Origin of the sequence: Arthrobacter sp. NPDC080073 (assembly GCF_040686575.1) — a bacterium.
In the GTDB taxonomy this organism is placed as follows: Bacteria; Actinomycetota; Actinomycetes; order Actinomycetales; family Micrococcaceae; genus Arthrobacter.
On sequence record NZ_JBFBKR010000010.1, the window covers coordinates 35594 to 51030 of the forward strand.

Consider the following 15437-nt stretch of genomic DNA (forward strand, 5'->3'; position numbering starts at 1 on the left):
GGATTTGGACAGTTTGAAGAGGTCTATTCGCAAGATCTATCTCCAATTCTTGGCGAGATTTCGACATTCTGGCCTGGTCGTATATCCGCCGTCACGACCGCTTGCCCAGCAGAAGAGGAGAGGATCGCAACCGGCTTCGATCTTTTCGTCCCGTCAGGTTCCCTCGTTATCACGCATGTCTTGCCGGTCTTTGAGGCAAATACTGCTGCCGATGGGACACGAAGGCTACCTTTGACGGAAGGTGCTTTCAGCTTCGCGTCAGTCGCTCGGGCGCCTTCTTGGACCATGGACCTAAGAGCTGTTTTCCCCAAATTCGAAAGCTGCTGGCGGTCACTATTCAGTTCGAGGTCAACGTCGCCCAAAAACAGGCGCTCTTGTGGAAAAACTTCAAGTCTGGCGGTCTGAGTGATGTCAGGCGTGCGCGAGGTTTCGACGCCCAGTTCGGTTGCATCGGTCGCCGACTTCGAGACGGCACCTGCCATTACGACAACGGCTTTGGACACTTGCTTCGGTGACGACGCAATTTCAGCCCCAAACGCCGGCGCCATGGAGCCCCGAACCAGGTGGGTACTACCAACGTTTACGGCTTCGTTAGGCAGGAAAACAAACCAAGACGATGAGAATGTTTCTCCGCTGGCGGGGCTCACTCCTAGCTTGGTCTGGAGATGCGTCACCGCGGCAGCAGTAGTAGCGCCGTAGCGATCTCCAACCGGTTTGCCGAACCCTAATCGTGTGAGAGCGGCATTTAGTTTATGTACTTCTGAACCGACATCACCCACTCTTAGCTCGCCGAAAAAGGGTGTATCGGTATAAACGGCCATGCGGGATATGCCATTGACCACGGTAACCATGTCGCCATCTTTGATGGTTTCCCCGGTTCTGAGATGCACGGCTTGCACTATTCCATCCCACGCAGGCGCATATAGCTTGGAACCGTCCTCCCAGTCCATCAGAATTTGAACTTCGCGTGAGGTTTCGGCATCCCTGGCCAGAGCCGGGGACCAAACTTCGGCTTTCATCGTTTCTATTCGGACGCCCGCTGCGCTTTGAGTCACAACCCAAACCGCAGCCGCTGGGGCTACGAGCCAGGTCGCAACTCCTATTCCCAGCAGCCAACGGCGGGCTGTCTTGCTAGCGCGCATGTCAAAAGCTCACGTCGACTGCTGCGAGCTTCGGATAGAGCTTCAACGCATTTTCTTCGACACAGGAAGTGGCCGCTTTCGCTTGAGGCGAGAGGACTCCATCGCCGCCGACGGGCTTTTCGCCCACCAGGTCCACGAGCAGACCTGGATTTGAGGGAGATTCAAAGCCGGCCGCCGCAAGGCAATCCTTGGTTGCAGACCACAATGGTGAATCCATAGCCTTTTTGGACGTGTTTTCGAAGACCGCTGCAACCATGGACCAGTGTTCTTCTTTGCAAGCGGAGTAGTCGGCGGCGGCCTTCTGTGGGATTCTGCCGTTCAGCTTCAACACAAAGGAGTATGTGACGCCGTTTAGAGGATTCGTCTGAGGCTCCGAAAGGGAATATCCTTTCTCCTCCACGCAAGCTCTTAGGTTCCCAAACGCTCCGTCATACTGTGGAAAACTCACTGAGCCTTGCTCTAGGATGTCGGCTTGCCCGGTTTTCCCCTCTGTACGCAACTGACGGCCTATGTCCTTTATTTGGTCTGAGGTAACAATCGGACCAGAGGCTAATGAAGTCGGCGACGGCTTCTCAGAGCAACCCACGAGCAAGCTGAGTAAAGGAACTAGGGCAAGAGGAGTGCGTCTCATGCAGTGCATTGCCGTTGACTTCCTAGGACTCGAACGACGACCCGTCGAGGCCATGCGTCCCGGTGACCGTCCTCCAAGTCGAGATAGTCGTCGCGATGTAACTCGCTGAAATGAGCGAGTTGTCGCTGATTGATGACCCATCACTGACCATCACCTTGAGGGTGTTGAACGGATTCCAGCAAAAGCCGTCCTTGGTCGTGGAAGCCTTGCCGGTGCCATTGGCTGTCCAGCTGTTTCCGATGAGCTTTACGGTTTGACAGTTCCAAGTAGTAACGGTCCGAACTTGGCAACTGGCCGCTTGTGCTGGCGAGGCCAGGAGCGTAAGAACCAGTGCAGCAGAGCCCGCGATCAGGATGCGAATGACGCTTTTCATGACGGTTCCTTCCTATGGTTTGACTCGGATTGCCCCAAGCCGGCTATGCCCACCCCGCAAGCAATATATGGCCGACATTTGCCGTCTCAGTGGTCAAATCCAAGAATTAAGTGGTCGACAGTAGCGATCTACGTGTTCAATTCCGCGAGATTTCGGGGTTCCTGCCGGGCGTCTCAGTGTGCCCGGGTCGCCGTCTCCGTGTTTGACGGCGCCCCCATCTATCATTGGACGGTGAGCGATACCCTTCCCCCTTGCCCCGAATGCGCCAGCGAATACACCTACGAGATGGGTGCCTTGCTGGTCTGCCCCGAGTGCGCGCACGAATGGTCGCCCACGGCTTCTGACGAAGCGGAAGCCGGCTCAACGGAGATCAAGGACGCCGTCGGCAATGTCCTCTCAGACGGGGATACCGTGACGGTGATCAAGGACCTCAAGGTCAAGGGCAGCGCCGCCGCCATCAAGGTCGGAACCAAGGTCCGCAACATCCGCATTGTGAACGGCGTGGGGGATCACGCCATCGACTGCTAGGTGGACGGCTTCGGACCCATGCAGCTCAAGTCAAGCGTGGTCAAGAAGGCCTGGCGCCCTCAAGCCCCCTGCAGCGCCCCCAACGCCTTCACTAGGGGCTCAAGCTCCGGCACGGATTCCGCGGCCGTCAGGGACTCTGCGAGGGTTTCGTCGTGCACGGGCCGGGTCGCCAGCAACAGCTTCTGGCCGGCCTCGGTGAGTTCCGTATAGATCCCGCGCCGGTCGTCGGCGCACAGGATCCTTGTCAGCAGCCCACGGTCCTCGAGCCGGTTCACCAAGCGTGTCGTGGCGCTGCTGGAAAGTGCCGTGGCCCTGGCGAGCTGCTGCATCCGCATGTGCCAGCCGTCCTGGCGGCTCAGCGCGTCCAATACCGTGTACTCGACTACCGAAAGATCGGCGGCGGACTGCAACGCCTTTTCCAGTGCTGCCTCGATGTTGCCGTGCAGCGCCGCGAGAGTCCGCCACCCCTGCGCCCGCACCTCAACGGCGTCGTCCTTGGTGCCCATGGCTCCCGTAACTCCCTGCCGATCGATGAGAAAGCCAGACGCGCGCCAAAGTAGTTGCTTGCGCAATTACATGGCGTGTGCAACTATATATGCAGCGTCTGCAACTAATATTCTACGGTTCTCGGCGACGCACTTCCAGTCTTACGGGAATCCATCCCCACAAAGGAGCTCACCATGCCCGCAGGGTTGATCGCCCTTGCCCTCGGCGGATTCGGCATTGGCTTGACCGAGTTCGTCATCATGGGCCTCTTGCCCGAGATTGCCACCGACTTCAGAATCAGCGAAGCAGCCGCCGGATGGTTCATCACCGGCTATGCGCTGAGCGTCGTTGTCGGCGCCCTCTTGGTCACAGCGGCCGTCACCCGCCTGCCCCGGAAGCCCGTGCTGATCGGTCTCCTCGTCCTGTTCGTCGCGGGCAACTTCCTCTCCGCCATCGCGGACAGCTACCCGGCCATGTTGGTCGGGCGCATTATTGCCGCGCTCTGTCACGGAGCCTTCTTCGGCATCGGCTCAGTCGTCGCGGCCAGCCTGGTCCCGGCCCACAAAAAGGCCGGAGCCATCGCCATCATGTTCACTGGCCTCACCGCCGCCAACGTCCTGGGCGTCCCCTTCGGAACCTTCCTTGGCCAGAACCTCGGCTGGCGGTCCACCTTCTGGGCCATCACCGTCATCGGGGTTGCCGCCCTCATCGGCATCGCCCTCATGGTCCCGCGCACCAAGGAAGGGGCCGTTGCGAGCAGCCTCCGCAGCGAGCTTGGTGCGTTCGCGTCCGGTCAGGTGTGGCTGTCGATCGTTGTCACGATTCTCGGTTTTGGCGGCATGTTCGGAGCCTTCACTTACATCGCCTTCACCCTGACCGACGTCTCCGGATTCGAACCCCACGCAGTCCCTTGGCTCCTCGTCCTGTTTGGCGTAGGACTGTTCGTCGGCAATATCGCCGGCGGCAAAGCGGCCGACAAGTCCATCGACAAAACCCTCGTGGTCATCCTCGCGGGCCTGGTGCTCGTGCTCGTGTTCTTCGCTCTCACGGCCGCGAGCCCCGTGGCCACCCTGTTCTCGCTCGCCCTCATGGGCGGCTTCGGCTTCGCTACCGTTCCGGGTCTGCAGATGCGCGTCATGCACTTTGCCGCCACAGCGCCCACCCTCGCCTCCGGTGCGAATATCGGCGCCTTCAACCTCGGCAACGCCTTGGGCGCCTGGCTCGGCGGCCTCACCATCACCCTGGGCCTGCGCTACACCTCGCCGATCTGGGCCGGGGCCGCCATCACTGTAGCGGCCTTGCTCGTCATGATTGCCGCCGCGGCAGCAGCGCGGCGTGGGGGAGCGGGGGAGTCAGCTTCCGCTCCGGAAGCAGCCCCCGACGTCGTACGCGAACCTGAGGGGTCACCGGTCGCCTAAGCGACACGCCGGTTTCCTGGAATCAGGCCTCGCCCGCACCGCGTTTGGCCAGGATCTCGCCGTTGGTCTGGCAGGTGGGGCAGTACTGCAGCGAAGTGCCCACGAAGGCAATCTCCCGCACGGTGTCGCCGCAGACCGGGCAAGGCTCGCCGGACCTGCCGTGCACGCGCATCGAGGCTTTCTTGGCCTCCTTCAGCTCGCTCGGTTTCTTGCCTGAGAGCTCCTGGACGGCGCCGCTGAGAACGTCCTTCATAGTAGTGAAGATGCGCTCTACTGCGTCCGGGCCCAACGATGCAGCGGCGGCCACGGGAGACAGCTTGGCTGCGTGGAGGATTTCGTCGCTGTAGGCGTTCCCGATGCCCGCCAGGAGCTTCTGGTTCTTCAGGACTCCCTTGATCTGCTGCCTATGCGTGAAAAGCCGGCCGAACTCGTCCAGGCCGAAGCCGGGGTCAAGGGGATCGGGCCCGAGCTCCGCGATGCCATGGACTTCCGCGGGCTGGCGAACGATGAAGAGGGCCAATCCTTTCCAGGTTCCGGTGTCGCTAAGAGTAATGCCGAAATCGTGGCCGTTGTTCGAAAAGCCCAGTTGCGCGGCGAAGTATCCGCCCGCCGCAGTTTCTTCGTCGCCGGACTGTTCGTCCGTGAACGTGAGCCAGCCGGACTTCGCGAAATTGACGACCAAGTACAGGGGCGCTGCTGAGTCTCCGTCCAGGGGTGCTTCAGGAGCGATCTCGAAAACGAGGAACTTTCCCCGCCGGCCGACGGATTCGACTGTCCGCCCGATCAGCGATTCAGGGGGAACATCCGCTGCTTTCAGGGGGAAGGCCGATGGCAGCAGGAACCGGGTAAGCTGCGCCCCGGATAGCCGCTGGTCCAGAAAGTCGGCTAAAGCAGTGATTTCGGGCAGTTCCGGCATGATCGCGCTCCTTCGGCGGCGTTGCGGGACTATGCGGCTCAAGTCTGCTTCCAATCATTCCAGACACCTGTGGGGAGGAGGCATGGATGTGCTTATACTTTCAGCGGTGGCCGGATGTCCGGGCCGCCGTCGTGGTCCGAAATGTCCCGATGAAAGGCGACTCATGAGCAACATTCCTGCCGATCTCTCCTACACCGCCGAACATGAATGGGTCAGCGCCCCGAATGCAGACGGCGTCGTACGCGTCGGCATCACGGACTTCGCCCAGGATGCACTCGGCGATGTCGTCTACGCCCAGCTACCCGAGCCCGGCACCACGGTGAAGGGCAACGACGTCGTGGGTGAAGTCGAGTCAACGAAGAGCGTGAGCGACATATACGCCCCGGTCAGCGGCGAAATTGTCGCCCGCAACGATGCTCTCGACACCGACTCAGCCCTGATCAACTCGGATCCCTACGGTGACGGCTGGCTGTTCGAAGTAAAGCTTTCGGAAGCTGACGCCATCGAAACCCTTCTCAGTGCATCAGAGTACGAACAACAGGTAGGCTAAATGGTATCTGGCCCGCCAAGTTGGTTCTCCCCGGAAAAGGGGGAGCGGCGGCGGCGGGCCAGCGACCTGTTTGGCCCGGGGGAACCGGGCAGATGCGTAACCGGCAGTTGATGATAACTGCCGGCGGATGAGGAGGATTTCCATGGTTGGCGGCAAGCGGAACCACGCCCGGGACGAGCACGGTGCTGTAGAACAGCCAACCTCGGAGACTACCTCGATCCAGCTCACGCCTGTGCGCCACCACGAGCCGGATGCCCGTCCGCCGCTGGCAGCCGAGGAGCGCGCTGCGGTCCAGGCGCTGCCTCCTGGATCGGCCTTGCTGATTGCCCACAGCGGCCCCAATGCGGGTGCACGGTTCCTCCTGGACTCGGACATCACCACCGCCGGCCGCCACCCGGATGCGGATATCTTCCTGGATGATGTGACGGTTTCGCGCAAGCACGTGGAATTCGTGCGCACCCCTGAGGGCTTCGAAGTGGTGGACACCGGAAGCCTCAATGGCACCTACGTCAACCAGGACCGGGTGGATAACGTCCTGCTCAAGAACGGCAGCGAGGTCCAGATCGGGAAGTTCCGCCTCACCTACTACCTGAGCCCTGCCCGCGCAGCAGGCCAAGACTGATTCCGGGTACGCCTGTGGCAATGCCCCAGCCGGAACGGCGAGGACCGCAGGTCCTCAACATCGGGGAGGTCCTCGCGCAACTCAGCGACGACTTTCCCACCATGACGGCGTCCAAGATCCGTTTTCTCGAGGAAAAGGGACTGATCAATCCCAAGCGCACGCCTGCCGGGTACCGGCAATACGCCGAAAGCGACGTCGAGCGCCTGCGCTTCGTGCTGGCACTCCAGCGTGACCAGTACCTGCCACTGAAAGTCATCAAGGATTACCTGGACGCGATCGATCGTGGCGAGCGTCCCGAGAACCTTCCTCCCGGGGTGTCGGTTTCCCCTCGGATCGTCTCGGACGAACTTGCGGCTGAGCTGCAGGGCCGCGCACGCGCCCTGAGCGAGGAGCAGTTGCGGACGGAATCCGGGGCGAGCGTCCCGCTATTGCAGTCCCTTCTCAGTTTCGGACTCATCAGCCACGTCAACGGCAAATTCGACGAACACGCCCTGCAAGTTGCGCGTGCCTGTGTCCAACTTGAAAGCCACGGACTTGAGCCGCGGCACCTCCGTCCGTTCCAAGCGGCTGCCGAACGCGAATTCGGCTTGGTGGAGCGCGTCGTCGCTCCCTTGACGTCCCGCAAGGATGCGGCATCGCAATCCCGGGCTGCGGAAGCCGCCCGGGAAATCAGCGAACTCTGCCTCAGCCTGCATCGAGCCCTGGTGCAGGACCGAATCTCCCGTATGGACGCATGATGATTGAGGTCGAGATCGTTGGAGTTCGCATTGAACTGCCTTCAAACCAGCCTCTGGTCCTCCTGCGGGAGATGCACGGGGAGCGCCATGTCCCCATCTGGATCGGAACGCCCGAAGCCAGTGCCATCGCCCTGGCCCAGCAAGGAGTGGTGCCGCCCCGTCCCATGACCCACGATCTGATGATCGACGTCGTTGAGGCACTCGGCCACACGATCATCAGCGTGAACATTGTGGCGGTTGAGGACAACATCTTCTACGGTCAGCTCCAGTTCGACGACGGGACTGTAGTGAGTTCCCGCGCTTCCGACGCGCTTGCGCTGGCGTTGCGGGCGAAATGCCGCATCTGGTGTGCCGACGCAGTCATGGAGGAGGCCGGCGTCCGGATCACCGAACACGACGAGGGCGAAGACACCGAGCCGGGTCCCGAAGTTGACGAAGAACGGGAATTGCGCCGGTTCCGGGAGTTCCTGGACGACGTGGAGCCCGAGGATTTCGAAGGTTGAAGGCAGCCTAAGGTTAAAGTTGAGGGTGAAAGTTTCGACACGATCTGAAAATGCCCCGGACGTCTTTGACCTGAGGCTCCCGCACGCCTAACGTCGAAGATATCAAGTTCCCGTTGCATACAGGACCCGCGCAAGTCACACTGAAAGGTGCGGACGCGTTGAAATTACACGAGTGCATTTCCCCGTTTCGTGTTAGCCGCCGTATGCACCATCCCCAAGGGAACTTCTGACAAGGAGGGTCACGTGAGTCCCAAAGGCGAAGCAGGCGAGCTAAAGCAGGCCTCGACAGGCGTTGCTGTACCCGCAAGCGGTGCCCAGGGTCTGCTTTTCACCGAGGACCTTCCGGTCCTGGACGAAGATGCCGGCTACCGTGGCCCCACCGCGTGCAAGGCGGCAGGGATCACCTACCGCCAGCTGGACTACTGGGCACGTACTGGACTTGTTGAACCCGCTGTGCGAGGCGCCGCCGGTTCCGGATCGCAGCGGCTCTACGGCTTCCGCGACATCCTCGTCCTCAAAGTCGTCAAGCGCCTCCTGGACACAGGTGTATCCCTCCAGCAGATCCGCACGGCCGTCGAGCATTTGCGTGAACGCGGAGTAGAAGACCTCGCGCAAATCACCCTCATGAGCGATGGCGCGAGTGTCTATGAATGTACTTCAGCGGACGAAGTCATTGACCTGGTGCAGGGGGGCCAGGGCGTTTTCGGCATCGCTGTAGGACGCGTGTGGCGCGAAGTCGAGGGCAGCCTTGCTGCACTCCCGAGCGAGCACGCAGTAGAGCAGTCCTTTCCGGACGACGAACTCAGCAAGCGCCGTTCCGCGCGCCGCACAGGCTGAACCGCCGTCGGGATCGCCGCAAGCGGCCACTGAAGACCAATGAAGCCGCCTTCCGGCAGGAAGGCGGCTTCATCCCTATTGTCTAAGCGGGATGGCTGCCGCTTTGCAGATTCCCGTCAGCGCTTGCGGCGTTCCCGCGTGCTGTTGTTTGAGGACAACATGTTCTCCAGAAGAGAGTCAAACAGTTTGGCGGTGTTCTTGGCCGAGTCGCCAGGCCAGTGGTGGACGGCGTGGGCGGCACCCTGGATTTGCTGCCAGTTCGCCTGCTCCGGAATATGCGGTGCCAGCAATAGCTCGCCGAACATCGATTCCATCTCCGCGAGCCGGTACGTGTGCTCGGTCGAGGACGGCCGGACCCGGTTCGCAACAATCCCTGCGGGGGCCAACTGCGGAGCGAACTCCTGGCGGAACAGCTGGATGGCGCGCATGGTGCGCTCCGTGCCGGCTACCGAGAAGAGCCCAGGTTCGGCGACGAGGACCACGCGGTCGCTCGCGCTCCAGGCCATGCGGGTGAGGCCGTTGAGGGACGGCGGACAGTCGACGAGAACCAGCTCGTACTTTTCGGCCGCGGCAAGGACCGCCGTCAGGCGGCGGAGATCGCGGCGCCCAAGATCCGGCCGATCGTAGATACCGGTGTAGGCGGATCCGACGGCGACATCAAGGGCCGTTCCTCCGCCGTTGCCACGGGGGTGGTCAACCCAGCCGCTGCTGGCCACATTGTCCAAGAGCCTGGCCTTGCGGGGGTTCTTCAGCATGCGGCCAATGTCGAGCTGGTCTCCGGCCTGGACACCGAGGGCCGTGGTGGCGTCGGCGTGGGGATCCAGGTCCACGACAAGGGTGGGGATCCCTGCGGCCAGTGCGGCCGAGGCCAACCCAGTGGTTACGGATGTCTTGCCCACGCCGCCTTTGAGGCTGCTGATGCTGACTACTTGCACTTGAAAACCCAAAACCTAACGCCGGTTGCCGTGTCGCGGTGCCTGTGTTCCGGCCTTGCCGGAACCGGGGCTCTGCCGCTGCCCTTCAACATCATATGTTGAGTGGCCGCCGATTCCTGCCTTATCAGCCCGGAACGGTTCGGGCCGCCTGATACTCGATCGTCTTTTAGCACGTGAAAGTGCACCGTGCGCGAAGGTACACTGCTCGTGACGAATCTCCGTGTGACTGTCACCACAAAGATTTGTGTTTGGGTATGGAGGTCTTACACACTGTGACCACCGACCGTTACACCCGCAATGATGCAGGAGAAGCATGTTTTCCAAGATTCTGGTGGCTAATCGCGGCGAAATCGCGATCAGGGCCTTCCGCGCTAGCTATGAACTGGGCGCCAAGACCGTAGCGGTCTTCCCGTATGAGGATCGCAACTCGATCCACCGGCAGAAGGCTGATGAGGCCTACCTGATCGGACAGGAAGGTCATCCGGTCCGTGCTTACCTGGACGTGGACGAAATCGTCCGTGTCGCCAAAGAAGCGGGTGCTGACGCAATCTACCCGGGCTACGGGTTCCTGTCCGAAAACCCGGACCTCGCCCGGGCGGCCCAAGAGGCAGGCATCACGTTTATCGGCCCGCCGGCTGAGGTGCTGGAGCTCGCCGGCAACAAGGTCGCCGCACTCGAAGCCGCCCGAAAGGCCGGCGTGCCGGTCTTGAAGTCCAGCGCGCCTTCCCGCGACATCGACGAGCTCATTGCCGCGGCGGACGAGGTGGGATTCCCGATCTTCGCCAAGGCCGTCGCCGGTGGCGGTGGCCGCGGCATGCGCCGGGTGGAGACCCGCGAGGACCTTCCGGAAGCGCTCCAGTCGGCCATGCGCGAGGCGGACGCTGCGTTCGGCGATCCCACCATGTTCCTGGAGCAGGCAGTGCTGCGCCCCCGCCACATCGAGGTCCAGATCCTGGCCGATGCCGAGGGCAATGTCATGCACCTCTTTGAGCGCGACTGCTCCCTGCAGCGCCGCCACCAGAAGGTCGTGGAAATCGCTCCCGCCCCCAACCTGGACGATTCCATCCGCCAGGCCCTTTACCGGGATGCCGTCGCTTTCGCGAAGGCACTGAACTACGTCAACGCCGGAACGGTCGAGTTCCTCGTGGACACCGAGGGCGAGCGGGCCGGCCAGCACGTCTTCATCGAGATGAACCCCCGCATCCAGGTTGAGCACACCGTCACCGAGGAAATCACGGACGTGGACCTCGTCCAGGCACAGATGCGTATCGCTTCGGGGGAGACCCTCGCAGACCTCGGTTTGAGCCAGGAGTCCGTATCCATCAAGGGTGCCGCCCTGCAGTGCCGCATCACCACGGAAGATCCCGCCAACGGCTTCCGGCCTGACGTCGGAAGGATCACCGGCTACCGTTCCGCGGGCGGTGCGGGCGTCCGTCTTGACGGCGGCACGGTCTACTCGGGTGCCGAGATCAGCCCCCACTTCGACTCTATGCTGGTCAAGCTGACCTGCCGCGGACGCGACTACCCGGCCGCGGTGGCCCGCGCCCGGCGCGGCCTTGCCGAGTTCCGGATCCGTGGCGTGTCCACCAACATCCCGTTCCTCCAAGCCGTCCTTGCCGACCCGGACTTCATTGCGGGCAACGTGGCGACCGACTTCATCGACAAGCGCCCTGAGCTGCTGAAGTCCCACGTCTCCGCGGACCGTGGAACCAAACTGCTGACCTGGTTGGCCGATGTGACGGTCAACAAGCCCAACGGCGAACTCAAGGTCCACACCGACCCCGCATCCAAGCTCCCCTCGCTTGCAGGGATCGTTGCCCCGGCCGGCTCGCGCCAGAGGCTGCAGGAGTTGGGACCCGAAGGCTTCGCGAAGGCGCTGCGCGAGCAGCAGGCCGTGGCCATCACGGACACCACTTTCCGCGACGCCCACCAGTCGCTGCTCGCAACGCGTGTCCGGACCCGCGACCTCGTCGCGGCCGGCCCGGCGGTCTCCGCGCTGCTGCCCGAACTGCTCTCGGTAGAAGCCTGGGGCGGTGCAACCTACGACGTCGCCCTGCGCTTCCTCGGCGAGGATCCGTGGGACCGGCTGGCCGCCCTGCGCAAGGCCCTGCCGAATATCTGCCTGCAGATGCTGCTCCGCGGCCGCAACACCGTCGGGTACACGCCCTACCCCGAGGAAGTCACCGAAGCATTCGTCAACGAGGCGGCGGCAACGGGCATCGACATCTTCCGCATCTTCGACGCCCTCAACGACGTGAACCAGATGGCTCCGGCCATCCGGGCAGTGCGGGCCACCGGCACAGCGGTAGCGGAGGTGGCACTCTGCTACACCGGCGATCTCCTCGACCCGAACGAGAACCTGTACACCCTCGACTACTACCTGGACCTCGCCCAGAAGATCGTCGACGCCGGTGCGCACATCCTCGCCATCAAGGACATGGCCGGCCTCCTTCGTCCGGCAGCCGCAGCCAAGCTTGTCAGCGCCTTGCGTGAACGCTTCGACCTTCCGGTCCACTTGCACACCCACGACACCGCAGGCGGCCAACTGGCAACCCTGCTGGCGGCCGTGGATGCCGGCGTGGATGCCGTGGACGTCGCTTCAGCGTCCCTGGCCGGTACGACGAGCCAGCCATCGGCGTCGGCCCTTGTGGCCGCCTTGGCACACACCCCGCGCGACACCGGGCTCAGCCTGGCCAGCGTCAGCTCCCTGGAGCCCTACTGGGAAGCGGTCCGCAGGGTCTACGCGCCGTTCGAGTCCGGGCTTCCCGGCCCTACAGGCCGGGTCTACCAGCACGAAATCCCCGGTGGCCAGCTGTCCAACCTGCGCCAGCAGGCCATCGCGCTGGGCCTTGGCGAGCGTTTCGAGGCCATTGAGGACATGTACACCGCCGCGGACCGCATCTTGGGCCACTTGGTCAAGGTGACGCCGTCGTCCAAGGTGGTTGGCGACCTCGCGCTGCACCTCGTGGGAATCCATGCAGATCCTGCGGACTTCAACGAGAACCCGCAGAACTACGACATCCCGGACTCCGTCATCGGCTTCCTGTCGGGTGAACTGGGAGATCCTCCGGGAGGATGGCCGGAGCCGTTCCGCACGAAGGCACTCCAGGGCCGCAGCATCAAGGTCCGCGACGTCGAGCTGAGCGCAGAAGACAGTTCAGCGCTCAAGGGCGATTCCAAGACCCGCCAGAGGACCCTGAACCGGCTCTTGTTCGAGGGCCCCACCAAGGACTACCTCAAGAGCGTGGACACTTACGGCAATCTGTCGGTGCTTGACACCCGCGACTACCTGTACGGTCTCCAGCTCGGTGCCGAACACGTCATGGAGCTCGAAAAGGGCGTGCGGCTGATCGCCTCCCTGGAAGCAGTCTCGGAGCCCGACGAAAAGGGCATGCGTACCGTCATGTGCAAGCTCAACGGCCAGTCGCGCCCTGTGGTCGTCCGCGACAAGTCTGTGGTCAGCAACGTGAAGGCCGCGGAGAAAGCGGATGCGTCCCAGCCCGGCCACGTCGCAGCGCCGTTCGCCGGTGCCGTGACCCTGACAGTCAAGGCCGGCGACACCGTCAAGGCCGGCGATACTGTCGCCACCATTGAGGCGATGAAGATGGAAGCATCCATCACGACGCCGGTAGCCGGTACCGTCTCCCGCGTCGCCATCAACAACGTGGAGCAGGTCCAGGGCGGCGATCTGTTGATCGTGGTCGGCTAGCGGCCCGCTCCTCTGTGGAGCACACATGAAGGAAGGTCCCGGGCTGTTAGCCCGGGACCTTCCTTCTTTGGTTTCCGGATGCGTCCGGCGGGGTGGGTCAGGACGCCTTGGGCGCCGAATACATTTCCTCGATCACTGCATCGAAGTCCTTCATGACCTGGGCGCGCTTGACCTTCAAGGACGGCGTGAGGTGGCCGGAAGCCTCGGTGAAGTCGGACGGCACAATCCGGAACGACTTGATCGCTTCCGCATGGGAGACGGACTGGTTGGCGTGGCTGATCAGTTCCTGGACGGCTGCCCGGACGAGGGCGTTGTCCGCGGCGGCCGCCGTCGTCGTGGACGCGGGAAGGCCGTGGCGCTCCAACCAGCCGGGGAGGGCTTCCTCGTCGAGGGTGACCAGCGCGCCGATGAAGGGCCGGTTGTCGCCGATGACAAGGACCTGGGACACCAGGGCGTCCGCACGGATCTGGTCCTCCAGCAGTGCAGGCACGACGTTCTTGCCGCTGGCCGTGACGATGATTTCCTTTTTGCGGCCGGTGATCTTGAGGAAACCTTGTTCGTCCAGTTCGCCGATGTCACCTGTGCGGAACCACCCGTCCACGAAGGTTTCCGCGGCGAGGTCGTCCCGTTTGAAGTAGCCCTTCATGACGCAGACGCCTTTGGCGAGGATTTCGCCGTCGTCGGCGATCTTGACCGCATTGCCGGGGAGCGGGGCCCCCACCGTGCCGATCTTGATCAGGGACGGGGTGTTGACTGAAATGGGTGCGGTGGTCTCCGTAAGTCCGTAGCCTTCCAGGATCTGCAAGCCGATGCCGTGGAAGAAATGACCAAGCCGTTCGCCGAGGGGGCCGCCACCGGAGACGGCGTGGCTGACGTGGCCACCCATGGCTGCGCGGAGCTTCCCGTACACCAAACGGTCGAATACGGCGTGCTTGAGCCTCAGCACCAAGCCGACGGAGCCCGACTGCTGTGCCCTCGAGTAGGCGATCGCCGTGTCCACCGCCTTGTGGAAGATGGCACCCTTGCCACTGTCCTCCGCTTTCGTGAGGGCCGAGTTGAAGACCTTCTCGAAGACACGTGGAACAGCCAGGATGAAGGTCGGCTGGAAGCTCTGCAGGTCGGCCAGCAGGTTCTTGATATCGGGCGTGTGTGCCACCTGGGCGCCGGCAGCGACGGCCAGGACCGAGATGAAACGGGCAAAGACGTGGGCCAGCGGGAGGAACATGATGGTCTTGGCGTTCTCGTTGACGACGTCGCCGAGGGAGGCCAAAGCATTCTCCGAGAGCTCCACGAAGTTGCCGTGCGTGAGTTCGCAGCCCTTGGGGCGCCCCGTGGTGCCGGAGGTGTAGATGATCGTGGCGACGTCGGCCAGTTCTGCGCTGCTGCGGCGCGCTTCGAGTTCCTCGTCGCTGACGCCGCTGCCGGCCTTGCGAAGGGCGTCAAGGCCGCCGCCTTCAAGCTGCCAGACATGGGCGACTGATCCGAGGCCTTCGGCGGTGACCGCTTGGCGGATTACGTCCTCGTGGTGCGAAGACTCAGCGAATGCCGCGACTGCGCCGGAGTCGCCTAGGTTCCAGGCCACTTGCGACGGCGATGACGTTTCATAGATCGGCACGGAAATGCCGCCTGCAAACCAGACGGCGAAGTCGACGAGGGACCATTCGTAGCGGGTCCTGGACATGATGCCCACGCGGTCGCCCACACCAACGCCGTTCGCGATCAGTCCTTTGGCCAGGGCCGATACGTCCTGGAGGAAGTCTTTTGCCCGGATGTCCTGCCATTGGCCATCGCCGTTGAGCTTGGCAAACAGTGCCGGGTTGGATGGCTCGGCGGCCTGACGAACCACGAGGTCCGTGATGTTGGTTTCGGGGGCAACATTCACCAGGGGCGGAACACTGAATTCACGCACGATAGCTCCTTCGATATCAACAGACCATTGCGGGGCTGCTCTAACTCTATACGGCCAAGTAATGGGTGTGTCGCAATTCACCTTACTCAAGTTACTGATGAGTAACTTTACGTGAAGCGCGCGGTTCCGCCAATGCAGAGG

At 62.6% G+C, this 15437-nt stretch carries 15 protein-coding genes; 8 read left to right on the forward strand and 7 right to left on the reverse strand.

Translation table 11 applies throughout. The annotated features are described in order from the left end of the window. Window positions 1–23: 23 nt before the first annotated feature. From AB0O52_RS12950 to AB0O52_RS12960, 3 genes are all read right to left on the reverse strand, one after another. Window positions 24–1019: a hypothetical protein gene (locus AB0O52_RS12950; protein ID WP_364538122.1), complete on the reverse strand. Its 996-nt coding sequence runs from the start codon at window positions 1017–1019 to the stop codon at window positions 24–26. Window positions 1020–1143: 124 nt separating this feature from the next. Next, complete coding sequence (locus AB0O52_RS12955; RefSeq protein ID WP_364538124.1) at window positions 1144–1542, reverse strand: hypothetical protein; 399 nt, start codon at window positions 1540–1542, stop codon at window positions 1144–1146. Window positions 1543–1795: 253 nt separating this feature from the next. Beyond that, window positions 1796–2146 carry a hypothetical protein gene (locus AB0O52_RS12960; protein ID WP_364538126.1) on the reverse strand — a complete coding sequence of 117 codons (351 nt, stop codon included), beginning with the start codon at window positions 2144–2146 and terminating at the stop codon, window positions 1796–1798. Between the two features lie 231 nt (window positions 2147–2377). Between AB0O52_RS12960 and AB0O52_RS12965 the strand changes: the two genes are divergently transcribed. Continuing rightward, the gene (locus tag AB0O52_RS12965; protein WP_364538128.1) at window positions 2378–2674 is read left to right on the forward strand and encodes a zinc ribbon domain-containing protein YjdM; all 297 of its coding nucleotides are present in this window, start codon (window positions 2378–2380) and stop codon (window positions 2672–2674) included. A gap of 59 nt (window positions 2675–2733) precedes the next feature. Here the strand turns inward: AB0O52_RS12965 and AB0O52_RS12970 are convergent, their stop codons facing one another. Then, window positions 2734–3180: a MarR family transcriptional regulator gene (locus tag AB0O52_RS12970; RefSeq protein WP_364538130.1), complete on the reverse strand. Its 447-nt coding sequence runs from the start codon at window positions 3178–3180 to the stop codon at window positions 2734–2736. A 174-nt stretch (window positions 3181–3354) separates the two neighbouring features. Between AB0O52_RS12970 and AB0O52_RS12975 the strand changes: the two genes are divergently transcribed. Then, window positions 3355–4578 (forward strand): MFS transporter, encoded by a 1224-nt coding sequence (locus AB0O52_RS12975; RefSeq protein WP_364538132.1) that lies wholly within the window; start codon window positions 3355–3357, stop codon window positions 4576–4578. A 22-nt stretch (window positions 4579–4600) separates the two neighbouring features. Here the strand turns inward: AB0O52_RS12975 and AB0O52_RS12980 are convergent, their stop codons facing one another. Beyond that, the gene (locus AB0O52_RS12980) at window positions 4601–5494 is read right to left on the reverse strand and encodes a DNA-formamidopyrimidine glycosylase family protein (protein WP_364538134.1); all 894 of its coding nucleotides are present in this window, start codon (window positions 5492–5494) and stop codon (window positions 4601–4603) included. Between the two features lie 163 nt (window positions 5495–5657). Between AB0O52_RS12980 and gcvH the strand changes: the two genes are divergently transcribed. From gcvH to AB0O52_RS13005, 5 genes are all read left to right on the forward strand, one after another. Beyond that, window positions 5658–6044: a glycine cleavage system protein GcvH gene (gene gcvH, locus AB0O52_RS12985; RefSeq protein WP_364538136.1), complete on the forward strand. Its 387-nt coding sequence runs from the start codon at window positions 5658–5660 to the stop codon at window positions 6042–6044. A gap of 142 nt (window positions 6045–6186) precedes the next feature. Beyond that, window positions 6187–6666: an FHA domain-containing protein gene (locus AB0O52_RS12990; RefSeq protein ID WP_364538138.1), complete on the forward strand. Its 480-nt coding sequence runs from the start codon at window positions 6187–6189 to the stop codon at window positions 6664–6666. Window positions 6667–6686: 20 nt separating this feature from the next. Further along, entirely contained in the window at window positions 6687–7403 is a 717-nt protein-coding gene (locus AB0O52_RS12995; protein ID WP_234753791.1) for a MerR family transcriptional regulator, read from the forward strand. Next, complete coding sequence (locus AB0O52_RS13000; protein ID WP_059389161.1) at window positions 7403–7906, forward strand: bifunctional nuclease family protein; 504 nt, start codon at window positions 7403–7405, stop codon at window positions 7904–7906. The genes AB0O52_RS12995 and AB0O52_RS13000 overlap by 1 nt, the downstream gene beginning before the upstream one ends. 243 nt (window positions 7907–8149) lie before the next feature. After that, entirely contained in the window at window positions 8150–8743 is a 594-nt protein-coding gene (locus AB0O52_RS13005) for a MerR family transcriptional regulator (protein ID WP_284983831.1), read from the forward strand. A 116-nt stretch (window positions 8744–8859) separates the two neighbouring features. On the opposite strand, the gene AB0O52_RS13010 is transcribed toward AB0O52_RS13005, so the two are convergent. After that, window positions 8860–9678: a ParA family protein gene (locus AB0O52_RS13010; protein ID WP_364538140.1), complete on the reverse strand. Its 819-nt coding sequence runs from the start codon at window positions 9676–9678 to the stop codon at window positions 8860–8862. Between the two features lie 313 nt (window positions 9679–9991). Between AB0O52_RS13010 and AB0O52_RS13015 the strand changes: the two genes are divergently transcribed. Further along, the gene (locus tag AB0O52_RS13015; protein ID WP_364538142.1) at window positions 9992–13387 is read left to right on the forward strand and encodes a pyruvate carboxylase; all 3396 of its coding nucleotides are present in this window, start codon (window positions 9992–9994) and stop codon (window positions 13385–13387) included. A 97-nt stretch (window positions 13388–13484) separates the two neighbouring features. On the opposite strand, the gene AB0O52_RS13020 is transcribed toward AB0O52_RS13015, so the two are convergent. Continuing rightward, a complete protein-coding gene (locus tag AB0O52_RS13020; RefSeq protein ID WP_364538144.1) occupies window positions 13485–15296 on the reverse strand; it encodes a long-chain fatty acid--CoA ligase in 1812 nt (603 codons plus the stop codon). Between the last annotated feature and the right edge of the window lie 141 nt (window positions 15297–15437).

Excerpts from the sequence above, each read along its gene's own strand:
- AB0O52_RS12950 (WP_364538122.1), bottom strand. The coding sequence starts at position 1,019 with ATGAAAGCCGAAGTTTGGTCCCCGGCTCTGGCCAGGGATGCCGAAACC.
- AB0O52_RS12960 (WP_364538126.1), bottom strand. The coding sequence starts at position 2,146 with ATGAAAAGCGTCATTCGCATCCTGATCGCGGGCTCTGCTGCACTGGTT.
- AB0O52_RS12970 (WP_364538130.1), bottom strand. The coding sequence starts at position 3,180 with ATGGGCACCAAGGACGACGCCGTTGAGGTGCGGGCGCAGGGGTGGCGG.
- AB0O52_RS12975 (WP_364538132.1), top strand. The coding sequence starts at position 3,355 with ATGCCCGCAGGGTTGATCGCCCTTGCCCTCGGCGGATTCGGCATTGGC.
- AB0O52_RS12980 (WP_364538134.1), bottom strand. The coding sequence starts at position 5,494 with ATGCCGGAACTGCCCGAAATCACTGCTTTAGCCGACTTTCTGGACCAG.
- gcvH (WP_364538136.1), top strand. The coding sequence starts at position 5,658 with ATGAGCAACATTCCTGCCGATCTCTCCTACACCGCCGAACATGAATGG.
- AB0O52_RS12990 (WP_364538138.1), top strand. The coding sequence starts at position 6,187 with ATGGTTGGCGGCAAGCGGAACCACGCCCGGGACGAGCACGGTGCTGTA.
- AB0O52_RS12995 (WP_234753791.1), top strand. The coding sequence starts at position 6,687 with ATGCCCCAGCCGGAACGGCGAGGACCGCAGGTCCTCAACATCGGGGAG.
- AB0O52_RS13000 (WP_059389161.1), top strand. The coding sequence starts at position 7,403 with ATGATTGAGGTCGAGATCGTTGGAGTTCGCATTGAACTGCCTTCAAAC.
- AB0O52_RS13015 (WP_364538142.1), top strand. The coding sequence starts at position 9,992 with ATGTTTTCCAAGATTCTGGTGGCTAATCGCGGCGAAATCGCGATCAGG.